The following is a 13,150-nucleotide window of genomic DNA, read 5'->3' as shown; positions in this document are numbered from 1 at the left end:
GCATTTTACCTGTTGTCCATTGTAACACGTTGATATCGAATTTTGTTAAGTTAACAAACGAAAAAGTCAAAGCCGGAATTTCGGACTTTGACTTTTCCGTCAATAGCTATTTCGACTTACTTATTTAGTGTCTTTGTTATCTTGATTGTCTTCTACTTCTTCGAAATCTGCATCCACTACACTGTCGTCTTCTTGACCAGGTTGTGCATCACCTTGAGCAGCTTGTGCTTCTGCAGCAGCTTGCTCATATAGTTTTACAGATAGAGCTTGGATTAATTCGTCGAGTTTTTCTTTCTTCGTACGAATTTCCTCAAGTTCTCCAGATTCGTTAGCAGCTTTCAATTCTTCCAATGCCGCTTCCGCTTCTTTAACTTCCGCTTCATCCACTTTACCTTCAATATCTTTAAGTGTCTTTTCAGCCATAAATACTAACTGATCTGCTTCGTTGCGAAGTTCTGCTTCTTCTTTACGCTTTTTATCTTCTTCAGCGTGTGCTTCTGCATCTTTAACCATTTGATCGATCTCTTCGTCAGAAAGACCTGAACTAGATTGGATTGTGATGTTCTGTTCTTTCTGTGTACCCATATCTTTCGCTTTAACATTGACGATACCGTTTTTGTCGATGTCGAATGTTACTTCGATTTGTGGAACGCCACGTGGTGCTGGTGGAATATCCGTCAATTGGAAACGGCCTAACGTTTTATTGTCAGTCGCCATCGGACGCTCACCTTGCAATACATGGATATCTACTGCCGGCTGATTGTCAGCTGCTGTAGAGAATACCTGTGATTTGCTTGTAGGGATTGTCGTGTTGCGGTCGATTAGCTTTGTGAAAACAGAGCCCATTGTTTCAATACCTAGTGATAGAGGTGTTACGTCAAGAAGTACAACGTCTTTTACGTCTCCAGTTAGGATTGAACCTTGAACTGCTGCACCCATTGCTACTACTTCGTCTGGGTTTACGCCTTTGAATGGCTCTTTGCCTGTTACATTTTTGATTGCTTCTTGTACTGCTGGAATACGTGTAGAACCACCAACTAAGATAACACGGTCGATTTCAGATGCTGTAAGGTCTGCGTCTTTTAGTGCTTGACGCGTTGGGATCATAGAACGTTCTACTAGGTTCGCAGTCAACTCATCGAATTTACCGCGAGTTAATGTGATTTCCATGTGTAGTGGTCCTGCTTCTCCAGCCGTGATGAACGGAAGAGAGATTGAAGTGGATGTTACACCAGACAAGTCTTTCTTCGCTTTTTCAGCTGCATCTTTTAGACGTTGCATAGCCATTTTATCTTTAGAAAGATCAATGGAGTTTTCTTTACGGAATTCTTGTACCAAGTAATCCATGATAATATCATCAAAGTCGTCGCCACCAAGTTTATTGTCACCTGCTGTTGAACGTACTTGGAATACTCCGTCACCTAGCTCAAGAATGGATACGTCAAACGTACCGCCACCTAAGTCATATACTAGGATAGTTTGATCTTCATCTGTTTTATCCAAACCGTAAGCAAGTGCTGCTGCTGTTGGCTCGTTGATGATACGCTCTACTTCAAGACCAGCAATTTTACCAGCATCTTTTGTTGCTTGACGCTGTGCATCGTTAAAGTACGCAGGAACTGTAACAACAGCCTTCGTTACTTTTTCGCCCAAGTATTCTTCAGCATAGCCCTTCATGTATTGAAGAATCATAGCAGAAACTTCTTGTGGAGAATATTCTTGACCATCCACTTCTACTTTAAAGTCCGTACCCATATGTCTTTTAACAGACATGATCGTGTTAGGGTTGGTGATGGATTGACGTTTTGCTACTTCCCCTACTTGTCGTTCGCCGTTTTTGAATGCTACAACAGATGGTGAAGTTCTGTTACCTTCAGGGTTCGGGATTACTTTCGCTTCTCCACCTTCATATACTGCAACTACTGAGTTTGTTGTTCCTAAGTCAATACCGATAATTTTACTCATTTGTGATTTTTCCTCCTATAATGTGAATGGTTTAGTTTTTTATTCGTTTACTTTAACCATGGATGGTCGTAGTACACGCTCTTTAAGTTTATATCCTTTTTGCAGTTCTTCCAAAACAATTCCAGAATCTTTCTCTTCTTCATTGCCTGTCATCACTGCCTGATGGAAGTTCGGATCGAATTCTTGATCAAGTGCTTCGATTTCTTCGAGTCCGTCAGATTTCAAAGCTTCTACTAATGAACGGTAGACCATTTCCATCCCTGTTAAGAGGGCTTTCGTCTCTTCCTCTTTTGCTTCAACAGCAAGTGCACGTTCGAAGTTATCAAGTACAGGCAAAATATTCACCATAACGTTTTGTGCACGGTATGTTTGTAACGTTTGATAGTCGAGTGAAGCTCGTCTTTTGACGTTTTCCATATCTGCCAATACGCGTAATTTCTTACCCTCTTCTTCTTCAAGAGCTTTCGTTAATTCATCTATTTTTTTCTCAAGTTCTTGTTCTGTAGTGAGCTCTTCGACGACTTCCTCAACATCTTGCTGATCTGTCGCTTCAGTTTGCTCTTGCTCATTTTCGGAAAGATTTTCATCTAGTTGCTCTTCGAACTCTTGGTTTTCTTTCACGTGTCTTGCCTCCCGTTCCCGTCTTTTCCGATCGTTAACCGATGAAGTGCAGAAGATAAATCATTGCTTAATATATCAAGTAATGTAATGACTCTTCCGTAATCCATTCGCTTCGGACCGATAATTGCGATGGAACCTTCCATATTCTCTCCTGCCGAGTACGTGGAAGTAATCACGCTGTAGTCTTCCATTTCAATCACATTGTTTTCAGAACCTATACGAACTTGAATACCTTGTCCGTTTTTTTGAAAAAGCCCCATGGCAGGATTGCCTTTCTCTATCAGTTCAAAAAATGATTGCATCTTCTGGAAGTCGTGAAATTCCGGTTGTTTCCACATATTCAATTTCCCGCCAAAATACAATCGCTCTTCCGGCTCCACTGCCATTGCTTGCTGCAAGGAGCTGAATAGTTGTTCAGCTTGGTGAATATGCTGTTCAAATACATGTTTCGCTTCGAGTTGCAATTTTTGCTGCAACTGCACAAGCGATGTGCCGATTAGGCGTTCATTTAAAATATTTACCGTCTTCTCAATTTCCGAAGCAGTGAGACCAGGTGGTACATCGAAAATCCGATTTTCCACATGTCCGTTATCGGTTACGATAATCGCCACTGCCCGTTGTTGATCGAGTGGAACAATAGAGAATTTCTTGACGGCATGCGTTGATGTGTCAGGTCCAAGTAGGATCGACGTGTAATTCGTCAAGTCAGAAAGAATGGTTGCGGATTTCCGAATTAATTCCTCCGACTCTCCCACTCTCTCCTGAAACACCGTGCGCAACTGCAAGCTGTCCTCCAGGCCTAGAGCTTGTGGTTGCAATAAATGGTCCACAAAGAACCGATAGCCTTTTTCGGAAGGCACTCTTCCAGATGATGTGTGAGTTTTTTCTAAATAACCCATATCTTCCAGATCCGCCATATCATTCCGAATGGTTGCCGAACTAAATGGCGCTTCCGGCTTTTTCGACAGTTGTCTGGAACCAACCGGTTGAGCAGACTCGATGAAATCTTTCACTGTCAATTGTAGTATGAGCAATTGTCTGTTTGTCAACATGATCATCACTCCTGTTAGCACTCATTAACCTCGAGTGCTAATACTACTCATAATTTATCAAATTCTATTTTATATGTCAACGAATCAAACTCAATCTCCCAATAAAAATTCCTGAAATACTGTATTTCCTTGAAAAACACCTTTTCTAGTCAGACGAAGATGGTCCCCATCGATTTGTAGGAGCCCTTGCTGCTGCAATTTTTCTATCGGGGTACCAAAAACTGTATGAATCGGCCGCTCAAATTTCTGCTCGAATTCTTTCATCGAAACCCCTTCGATGATTCGTAAGCCGAGAAACATTTCTTCTTCCATCGATTCAGCAAGAGTTACGTCATGTACTTCTTTACGAGGTAACTTTCCTTCCTCCAATAGATTAATGTAATGTGTCAACGGCCCGACATTCGCATAACGCTCTTTGCCGATATAACCGTGGGCACCTGCACCTATGCCTGCATAATGAGAGTTCTCCCAATAAATCAGGTTGTGAAACGAAGGATAATCAGGTTTAGCAAAATTACTAATTTCATATTGATCGCGACCTGCAGCATTCATGCGATCGATCACCATCGAGAACATTTCTGCTTCAATGTCTTCTCCTGGCAATGGCAACTTCCCTTTGACCATTCGATTGTAAAAGACGGTTTTCGGTTCCACAATCAACGAATAAGCAGAGTAATGAGGAAGATCAAGCGCTAATGCACGATCAAGTGTCTCTTCCCATTCTTTCACCGTCTGAGTTGGTAAGCTGTACATCAAATCTATGCTAATGTTTTCAAAGCCGACTTTACGTGCAGCCTTAATGACATTCTCCACGTCCTCATTGGAATGCGTACGACCAATTTGTTTCAGTAGACGTTCGTTGAAAGTCTGCACGCCAATTGACAAGCGATTAACGCCTTTTTCCTTCAATATAGAAAGTTGTCCTTCCGATAAATCATCAGGATTCGCTTCTGTCGTGAACTCCTTTAATGCCGTGACATCGATATACTCTGAAACAATTGTCAGTAACCGGTCGAGCTGAGGAACATTGAGTGCTGTCGGTGTACCACCACCTAAAAATACGGTTTCCACTTCATTAAACGAATAACCTGCTTCTTTCATATAATAAAACTCTTTGCCGATCGATTCGATGTATAGATCGACAGGTTGGTTCTTTAGAAATACTTTATTGAAATCGCAATAATGACAAATTTGCTGGCAAAACGGTATATGGATATACACTCCCCGCATGCTGTCACATCCTTTTTAAGTATGTAAACGGCAAAAAGAGGGCGGTTTGCCCCCTTTTCACTGAATTTAATTAATCTTCATCCATCTTCAAAACAGCCATGAATGCTTCTTGTGGAACTTCCACCGAACCAACTTGCTTCATCTTTTTCTTACCTTCTTTTTGCTTCTCAAGCAATTTACGCTTACGGGAAATATCTCCACCGTAACATTTTGCTAAAACGTTTTTACCCATAGACTTAATAGTAGACCGTGCAACGATTTTTTGACCGATTGCCGCTTGGACAGGAACCTCAAACTGTTGTCTCGGAATTAACGATTTCAGTTTTTCTACGATTGCCTTGCCACGTTCATAGCTAAAGTCATTGTGCACGATAAAGCTCAGCGCATCCACATGTTCGCCGTTTAGCAAAATGTCCATTTTTACGAGTTTCGAGCGCTTATAGCCAATCAATTCATAATCCAGTGACGCGTATCCTTTTGTACTGGACTTCAATTGGTCAAAGAAGTCATAGACGATTTCAGCTAACGGTAGTTCATAGATGATATTGACACGTGATGCGTCCATATAATCCATTGTCATAAAGTCTCCACGTTTACGCTGACAAAGTTCCATGACAGATCCAACGTAATCATTCGGTACCATGATGGAAGCCTTAACATATGGCTCTTCCACAAAGTCTACTTTTTGCGCACTAGGCATCATCGATGGATTATCTACACTCATCGTTGAACCATCCGTTAAGTTTACTTTATAAATAACACTCGGTGCTGTCGTGATCAAGTCGATATTGAATTCACGTTCGATCCGTTCCTGAATGATCTCCATGTGCAAAAGACCTAGGAAGCCACAACGGTAACCAAAGCCAAGCGCTTGGGATGTCTCTGGCTCATATTCAAGTGCAGAGTCATTCAATTCCAGCTTTTCAAGTGCTTCACGCAAATCGTTGTATTTAGATGTATCGATTGGATACAATCCGCAGAACACCATCGGATTCATACGACGGTAACCTGGTAATGCTTCCTCTGCAGGATCATTGACAAGTGTTATCGTGTCCCCTACTTGTGTATCGCCTACCGTTTTAATGGAAGCAGATAAGAATCCTACATCGCCTACAGTCAATTCGTCACGTGGAGAAATACCTGGAGTGAAGACACCTAGTTCTAGTACTTCAAATTCTTTACCCGTCGCCATCATGCGAATCATATCGCCAGGCTTTACTTTTCCTTCCACGATACGGATATTGACGATAACTCCTTTATATTGATCATAATGGGAGTCGAAGATCAGCGCCTTTAGTGGTGCTTCCGGATCTCCTTGAGGTGCCGGAACTTTTTCTACGATCTGTTCCAAGATTTCATCAATCCCAATTCCAGATTTCGCAGAAGCTAAAACTGCTTCAGATGCATCTAATCCGATGACATCTTCAATTTCTTTTTTCACACGATCTGGATCTGCTGCTGGAAGATCGATTTTATTAATAACAGGTAATATTTCCAAATCATTATCTAGCGCCAGATAGACGTTTGCTAATGTTTGCGCTTCGATGCCTTGCGCCGAATCCACGACAAGAATAGCACCTTCACAAGCCGCTAAACTTCTCGATACTTCATATGTGAAGTCGACGTGTCCTGGTGTATCAATCAAGTGTAACGTGTAGTCTTCACCATTTTTTGCCGTATATACTAATTGAACGGCATTCAGTTTAATGGTGATCCCGCGTTCACGTTCTAGGTCCATCGAATCCAATGATTGTGATTTCATATTACGTGTTTTCACTATTTCCGTCTTTTCTAAAATTCGATCAGCCAGCGTTGATTTACCGTGGTCGATATGGGCAATGATAGAAAAATTTCGGATGTTTTTTTGACGTGCTGCTCTCTGCTCTTGATTCATCACTGTTCACTCCTACATGTACGTACCTATTTAAGCTACTTGAATTATAGCAGTGAACGGTTCAGACTTCAATATTTGAAAGATTATTGCACGATCATCATAGCGGAAATAGATTCACCAACGACAGATATCGTTTGATTGATCTCCATTTCCGTATTACCCACCCCACCCATTTCGACTAATATGATGCTCGTATTTAAATCTTGATTGTATTTACCATCTACTCCACGGCCACCTTTGATAATGATTTCCCGTGTAATCCCAGGCACTAATTTTTCCATCTCATTTTTCAATTGCTTTGCTTTGGCCAGATTCCGTTCGTAATACGGATGGTCCCTTCCAATGACAAATGCCACTTTTGCATAACGTTGACCCTCGTGTGTAATCGTCGTTTTGGAAGGACCGAGCGAATCTCTGTGCATGTCGATGACTAAATCATAAGACTGCTCATTAACCTTCTTTTCTACATACGGCCTGATCGCAGCATACGAGCGATGATACGGTATCTTCTGTTGTTGCATGATTTTCACAATATCGATATCGAGCTGTTCTGCCGCAAGGCCATGTGAAATTAAATTCTCTTTAAGCCGCTCGCCCACTTTTAAAATATTCTCTGAATGGTGAGATACCGCTACTTTTCCGTTCGCTGCTTTCGTAATAGGTTCATACGCTTCATGTGAGTGAGTCGAATAAATCAACACACTCCCTTCTGTTTTTGGTCGAATATCTTCTTCCAATACATTGGATGCGTAGACTATTGTGCTTGGTTCCTTTAACGAGAGGGCAGTGGGGATGGTCGGCTGTTTGGGAATGTACTGCAGAACGACAGGAAAGATGAACAATACAAAGATTACGCTCATCCAGATTTGCAAAGTTTTTTTCATAGTAATCCCTCCATCTTCCACACTATGCGGAAGAAAAAAGGTCAATGACTAGTTCATGTATTTACTTTATGAATCCAACTAATTAATGAAGTAGACAAGGCAGTTGCGTAGTTCGCTACCCATGAATCAATTTCTTTTGGGGATATAAATGTCGATAATTCTTGATTGGTCAGCACTTCTTCAAATAATTGAATTCTTTCTTCATGCGTCCAGGATGACCAATCGCCGAATATAGGGCCCAGCGCTGTGCGATCCGCATCTTTTGTGATGCGTTGCGGAAAACGTCCCGTTGAGAGTTTAGACGAAGGCATAGCCTCTTCTTCTATTTTCGCTGCGATATAGCCGAACATCGTGTCAATAGCATCCGCCACCAGTACAGGACCGTCCACAACCGTTGGCACACCTATTGCAATGACCGGGATACCGAGACTTTTCTCCGATAACTCTTTGCGGCTGTTCCCAACACCTGAGCCTGGATGAATGCCTGTATCTGTCAGCTGAACCGTGCGGCAAAGCCTTGCGCTACTCCTCGCGGCAAGCGCATCGACGACGAGCAATAGATCGGGCTTACTTTGATCGACGATTGCTTTGACGAAGGAAGCCGTTTCTAAACCGGTCTGAATAGTTACACCCGGTGCATAAACCATCACACCACTCTCATCCGCTTCGTAATAATCTGGTATTACTTCTTTCACGTAATCCATAACGGCCGGTCCAACTGCGTCTGGCGTAATCTCTCGGTTGCCGAGACCAACGCATAATACTTTTTTTACGCCGCCCGGCAAATTTTCTTTTATTAATGTGTCCATTTTTTCGACGACAAGTTCACATAAAGTTTGAAGCTCTTCGATTTCGTGAACAGCAAGTGTCGGAATCGTCAGCGTAATATATGTACCTTTCGCTTTTCCGATTTCTTCTTCACCTTCCGCTGTCACTTTTACAGTTGTCGCCTTAATTCGACCAATTGTTTGTTCTTCGACACGTATTCCGGACATTTTTTTCAATTTCTTTTCTTCTGACTCTGTCTGATGCCTGACAAATTCGTCACTTTCATCGATTAAATCCGTACGAAAGTAGTTGATTTCGCTCATTTTCTTCACCTCTACTAGCAAGTTTGTGCATTTTACCGGCGTTTATTCTGGAATTGTTTGCTGTAAAGTTGAATCGCTTTACTTTTTTTCTTGCAATCTGTCTGTAGCTTTGTTAAAATTATGCTTGTTGTAAAGAGATGTCCGGATGATTGTGGAAACACTCTTGCCTTACCTGAAAGCTGGAGGTGAATGAAATGCCAAACATTAAAGGTGCTATCAAACGCGTGAAACAAAGTGCTGCTGCGAACGAGCAAAACTCTAACGTAAAAGCTTCTATGCGTACTGCAATCCGTAAAGCGGATGCGGCTCTTATGAATAACGAAGAGAACGCTGAAGAACTTTTGAGAAATGCTGTGAAACAATTGGATACTGCTGCTCGTAAAGGTCTTATCCCAAGAAACACTGCTGCTCGCCAAAAATCACGTCTAACTAAAAAAGCTCAATAATGATATGTTAAAAGACTGCCTCCTCGTGACGGCAGTCTTTTTTTGCGTTCTTATAGTCCATTCATTAAAAATAATTCCAATTTACGCTGGCGATTACCACTCGTAGTTTTAAGTTGCAGATCAATCGTTGCCAAATCATCCAATGCTTTTAGCAACACTTGCAAAGGCGGAAGCTGTCGCTGCATCATCAATTTAACACGATACGGATGGATTCGCAGCGTTGTGGCAATTTGTTGTTGTTGATAGCCTTTTTTTCGTAAATTCGTCACATGTATCATTAAACGGACTTGACTCGCTATAAGTGACGCCAGCATGATCGGCTCTTCTCCATTGCGCAATAAATCATGGTAGACAGCGATTGATTCCGCCCGTTTATTATTGACGAATGAATCCGTTAGGCGGAATACGTCCATCTCAGGTGTCCTGGTCACCAGTTGCTCAATAACAGCAGTATCCACTATGCCATTAAACGCTAAGTAGCTAGCAAGCTTGTCCACTTCCGTAGCCAATGTTAGTAAGTCGGTTCCAGATATCTCCATAAGAAATTCGGCGGTCTTTTTATCAAACTCAATCCCTTTATCCTTACCTTGCTGCATTATCCATGTAGATACATCTTGCCCTTGCAAAGCAACGGCTTCTACAACGACTGCATGTTTTTTTATTTTCTTCGTAATTTTCTTCCGCGCATCTAATTTTTCATATGGGGCCACAAATACTACGGTAGCTGTAGGCGATGGGTTTTCCAGCCATTGTTCCAACATTTCTAGTTGATGGTTCTGCTTTTCCTTTGAATGATCCGTCGCTTTCAAGAATGAACAGTTTTTTGCGACGATTAATTTATGGTCGACTAAAAATGGAAATTCATTCGCCACTTCGAGTACAGCCTGAACTGGAATTTCTTCTAAATCAAAACGATTTACTTCTGATGATGTCATACCAGGGATTGCTTTGATTAATTTTTTGATCGTTTCGTCAAGTAAGTGTTGCTCTGTGCCTGTTAGTAGATAAACTGGCTGCACATCACCTTTTTCAATTTGACTCCAAATTTTTGTAACCATTTTCTCCACCTCAATTACCGATTGCTTGCTATTAAAAACCTGTGATAACTATACATGAAAATCAATCATTTCTCCATACTAGCAAGTAAAGGAGGTTTTCATTGATGAAAAAATCTAATCGTTTGGACGTACATTCACGTAAAAAATTGAAATCTGAGGAGAAAGAAGAAATATCACTAGAGTTAACAGAGCTTGAACATTTAGCACCGAAGCAGGAACCGATGACACCGAACCATCGGGAGACGGCGGAAAAGGACAAATACTATTAATTCTATACGACGAGGCGGAATTTGCGATGCGCAACTCCGCTCGTATAACTTATAAGGCACGGACTCTATGAACAAATTGTGTCAACGTATGTGACAACTCCTAAAAACTGCGATTTTAATGGATTTTTCTTTCACTTTCATCTATACTTAGTATGGAATTAGGAGGTGTAGCAATGAATGAATTTGAACATGATGTCCAGTCCAAACGTAATGATGCGATTGACAGCGGCATCGGCTTTATAGTAGCGTTTATCGGTTTTTCTGCAATTTTTGTTGTTGCTACGATCATCGATATCGTCGCTCTCTAATCAACTGTTGTATAAAATAGACACATCCACCAAACTGGCGGATGTGTCTATTTGTTTTTCTACCGACTCGAAGTGGCGGTGTACACTCCGTCTTTCGCACGCAATTCAATCGTTCCTCTTTCGGCTGTCGACCAAAACGGTATACCGTGTTCACCAAAGCGGTCGATGACTTCTGCATGCGGATGCCCGTAGCGACTATTCCTTCCCGCTGATACAATAATAAACTCAGGCTTAAGAAAATTAATAAACGGCTCCGTACTCGACGTTTTGCTTCCATGATGGCCAGCTTTTAGTACGACGCGTTGAAAGTCAGCAGTTAGATATCTCTGCAAAAATCGATGCTCTCCCTCTTTTTCTAGATCTCCAGGAAAGATGAAATGAAGATCTTCTTTCTTCATCACAAGTACCAATGAACTATCATTTCCATCATATTTACGCTCTTCTGGCGCTACATACTGGAATTGATAGTCTGCCACTCTCCAATTCATCCCCTCCTTAACTAGTTGCACTGAAATGTTCTGCTCCTTTGCCAACCGCAACACTTCATCCATCGCTTTCTCCTGTTCACTTCCTGGTGACAAATGAATTTCCTTTACTTTCAACTCGTCCAATACTTCATCGGCACCCTCCATATGATCCATATCGGCATGAGATATTATTAGCCGGTCTATTTTCGTGATTCCTTTTGCTTTTAAGTACGGCACGACGATATTTCGCCCGATTTCAAAAGGTTGCTCAGGTGTTTTCCAATCAGTTTCGCCAAAATGGACAACTCCACCTGTATCTATCACATACACTGCTTTCCGATACGGCATTTCGATTATCGTGCTATCCCCTTGCCCGACATCTACATACGAAATGATTACGTCACGATGCAGTATCGGTTTAATTTCTAGATAGAGCGCTGGGAGAAGCAAGCAGATCAGACCGATGAGGATGAACTTCTTTCTTTCCAGACAGACGAGAAAGATGAGGATACCGACAACAGCAAGCGCTGAGCCGACGCCCCCCGGTTGTCCCGGCGTCCACATTTGATAAGGAAAGGAAGCAAACCAAGTCGTTACACTACCAATCCATAGTCTCACTGGCTCATAGATGAGAAAGAGAATACTTGCTAGCGGCGGCGCGATGTAGGTGCAGATCAATAACAATAAATTGGCAGGTAGGATAAATAATGAATACAACGGAACGTAGAACAAATTCGCAATAAAAGAAGAAATCGATAACTCGAAGAAGTGATAGAGCAAAATAGGATAGAGTGCAACTTGTGTAATGACGGTGACGAGAAATGAAACGACCAATCCGTTTTTCGCTTGATTAAGAATAGCTGACGAGTACAACAAAGAAAACGCAGCTAAATAGGATAACTGAAATCCCGGCTGGAACACGATAAAAGGTTGCATTACGATGAAGAATAATGCGCTTAAAGCAAGAGCATCATCCAGGCGCAACTTTAAATTACCTGAAACAGCAAGTAATACAATCATCGTCACCGTGGCTGCACGCCAGACAGACGGTGCTCCGCCAGCAATACATGCGTAGATTGGCAAAAAAATGAGTAATCCGTATGTCACCCACTCTTTACGAAAACCGATACGCAGCAATATCGCTCGAATGAAAAACGTCAATAAACCGACGTGCAAGCCAGAAATCGCAAATAGATGCGTAATACCTAGCGTCTGATACTCTTTTTGCAAGAGGCGATCCATACCCGAACGGTCACCGATCAATAACGCTTCAGCTTCTGTAACTAGTGAAGGTGGAAATTGATTATGAATATGTTGTTTAATCACAGAACGATAGTGAGAGAGTCGTGAACGCGGTGTAGTAAGTCGTTCGCTCGATGTCATACGAGTGGCTTCTAGAATGCCTGCGGCTCCATTCATTCGTAAATAGCGCGCCATATCGAATGAATAATCATGGGCTGCCGGTTCTAATTCTTTCGGCTCCACTTCCGCGGTGAACTGAACCGTTGATAATCGTGCAGACTGAAATCGGATTTTTTCTTGTTCGGAATGTAATGGATACATCATATAAACAACGGTGCCGTCAGACAAGGTAGCGAAGCCTTTCACTTTAGCCCCATCGATTTTCACTTGATCTTTCCAATGAAAGGTCACGACTGAGTCGTCAGGCAGAGTTGTAGAATGACTGGAGAAATAGAAAAAAGAGAGACTTGCAAGAAGGGTGCAAAGAAAAAGGTGTAGATAATCTTTGCGTAAAAAGTAGAACGGTATGAGGAATAAAGCATTCAAAAATAAAAGCGATCCTGAAAGCTCAGCTGCAAACGCAGAAATCGCAACAGGAATCGCTATATACATCCATCGTATCG

Annotated in this window: 12 protein-coding genes; 3 read left to right on the top strand and 9 right to left on the bottom strand. The window is 41.9% G+C overall.

Annotated features, from left to right (window positions below; all coding sequences use genetic code 11):
* Positions 1-120 precede the first annotated feature (120 nt).
* From dnaK to gpr, 7 genes are all read right to left on the bottom strand, one after another.
* On the bottom strand, positions 121-1,965 hold the full coding sequence (dnaK, locus tag CSV72_RS01680; protein ID WP_099676829.1) for a molecular chaperone DnaK: 1,845 nt from the start codon (positions 1,963-1,965) through the stop codon (positions 121-123).
* A gap of 39 nt (positions 1,966-2,004) precedes the next feature.
* A complete protein-coding gene (gene grpE, locus CSV72_RS01675) occupies positions 2,005-2,586 on the bottom strand; it encodes a nucleotide exchange factor GrpE (protein WP_099676828.1) in 582 nt (193 codons plus the stop codon).
* Positions 2,583-3,638 (bottom strand): heat-inducible transcriptional repressor HrcA, encoded by a 1,056-nt coding sequence (hrcA, locus tag CSV72_RS01670; protein WP_099676827.1) that lies wholly within the window; start codon positions 3,636-3,638, stop codon positions 2,583-2,585. The genes grpE and hrcA overlap by 4 nt, the downstream gene beginning before the upstream one ends.
* 90 nt (positions 3,639-3,728) lie before the next feature.
* Positions 3,729-4,868, bottom strand: a complete 1,140-nt coding sequence (hemW, locus tag CSV72_RS01665; RefSeq protein ID WP_099676826.1) for a radical SAM family heme chaperone HemW — start codon at positions 4,866-4,868, stop codon at positions 3,729-3,731.
* A 70-nt stretch (positions 4,869-4,938) separates the two neighbouring features.
* Positions 4,939-6,762, bottom strand: a complete 1,824-nt coding sequence (lepA, locus tag CSV72_RS01660; RefSeq protein WP_099676825.1) for a translation elongation factor 4 — start codon at positions 6,760-6,762, stop codon at positions 4,939-4,941.
* A gap of 83 nt (positions 6,763-6,845) precedes the next feature.
* Complete coding sequence (spoIIP, locus tag CSV72_RS01655) at positions 6,846-7,646, bottom strand: stage II sporulation protein P (RefSeq protein WP_233191043.1); 801 nt, start codon at positions 7,644-7,646, stop codon at positions 6,846-6,848.
* A 53-nt stretch (positions 7,647-7,699) separates the two neighbouring features.
* Entirely contained in the window at positions 7,700-8,737 is a 1,038-nt protein-coding gene (gene gpr / locus CSV72_RS01650; RefSeq protein ID WP_099676824.1) for a GPR endopeptidase, read from the bottom strand.
* 194 nt (positions 8,738-8,931) lie between these two features.
* Between gpr and rpsT the strand changes: the two genes are divergently transcribed.
* Complete coding sequence (gene rpsT, locus CSV72_RS01645; protein WP_099634179.1) at positions 8,932-9,183, top strand: 30S ribosomal protein S20; 252 nt, start codon at positions 8,932-8,934, stop codon at positions 9,181-9,183.
* A 50-nt stretch (positions 9,184-9,233) separates the two neighbouring features.
* Here rpsT and holA read toward each other — a convergent pair whose 3' ends face one another.
* The gene (holA, locus tag CSV72_RS01640; RefSeq protein WP_099676823.1) at positions 9,234-10,241 is read right to left on the bottom strand and encodes a DNA polymerase III subunit delta; all 1,008 of its coding nucleotides are present in this window, start codon (positions 10,239-10,241) and stop codon (positions 9,234-9,236) included.
* A 104-nt stretch (positions 10,242-10,345) separates the two neighbouring features.
* Between holA and CSV72_RS16625 the strand changes: the two genes are divergently transcribed.
* Positions 10,346-10,510, top strand: coding sequence for a hypothetical protein (locus CSV72_RS16625; protein ID WP_158232112.1), 165 nt, complete (start codon positions 10,346-10,348; stop codon positions 10,508-10,510).
* Positions 10,511-10,683: 173 nt separating this feature from the next.
* Positions 10,684-10,818 carry a YqzM family protein gene (locus CSV72_RS01635; protein ID WP_029054667.1) on the top strand — a complete coding sequence of 45 codons (135 nt, stop codon included), beginning with the start codon at positions 10,684-10,686 and terminating at the stop codon, positions 10,816-10,818.
* Positions 10,819-10,877: 59 nt separating this feature from the next.
* On the opposite strand, the gene CSV72_RS01630 is transcribed toward CSV72_RS01635, so the two are convergent.
* Entirely contained in the window at positions 10,878-13,139 is a 2,262-nt protein-coding gene (locus CSV72_RS01630) for a DNA internalization-related competence protein ComEC/Rec2 (protein WP_099676822.1), read from the bottom strand.
* Positions 13,140-13,150: the final 11 nt, after the last annotated feature.

It is taken from the genome of Sporosarcina sp. P20a, assembly GCF_002743175.1.
Taxonomy (GTDB): Bacteria; Bacillota; Bacilli; order Bacillales_A; family Planococcaceae; genus Sporosarcina.
Note: the sequence above shows the minus strand (reverse complement) of the source record. Positions and strands in the feature narration are given on the sequence as shown.

Bases quoted from the DNA above. Each gene is read 5' to 3' on its own strand.
- dnaK (WP_099676829.1), bottom strand. From the start codon at position 1,965: ATGAGTAAAATTATCGGTATTGACTTAGGAACAACAAACTCAGTAGTT.
- hrcA (WP_099676827.1), bottom strand. From the start codon at position 3,638: ATGTTGACAAACAGACAATTGCTCATACTACAATTGACAGTGAAAGAT.
- hemW (WP_099676826.1), bottom strand. From the start codon at position 4,868: ATGCGGGGAGTGTATATCCATATACCGTTTTGCCAGCAAATTTGTCAT.
- lepA (WP_099676825.1), bottom strand. From the start codon at position 6,762: ATGAATCAAGAGCAGAGAGCAGCACGTCAAAAAAACATCCGAAATTTT.
- spoIIP (WP_233191043.1), bottom strand. From the start codon at position 7,646: ATGAAAAAAACTTTGCAAATCTGGATGAGCGTAATCTTTGTATTGTTC.
- gpr (WP_099676824.1), bottom strand. From the start codon at position 8,737: ATGAGCGAAATCAACTACTTTCGTACGGATTTAATCGATGAAAGTGAC.
- rpsT (WP_099634179.1), top strand. From the start codon at position 8,932: ATGCCAAACATTAAAGGTGCTATCAAACGCGTGAAACAAAGTGCTGCT.
- holA (WP_099676823.1), bottom strand. From the start codon at position 10,241: ATGGTTACAAAAATTTGGAGTCAAATTGAAAAAGGTGATGTGCAGCCA.
- CSV72_RS16625 (WP_158232112.1), top strand. From the start codon at position 10,346: ATGAAAAAATCTAATCGTTTGGACGTACATTCACGTAAAAAATTGAAA.
- CSV72_RS01635 (WP_029054667.1), top strand. From the start codon at position 10,684: ATGAATGAATTTGAACATGATGTCCAGTCCAAACGTAATGATGCGATT.
- CSV72_RS01630 (WP_099676822.1), bottom strand. From the start codon at position 13,139: ATGTATATAGCGATTCCTGTTGCGATTTCTGCGTTTGCAGCTGAGCTT.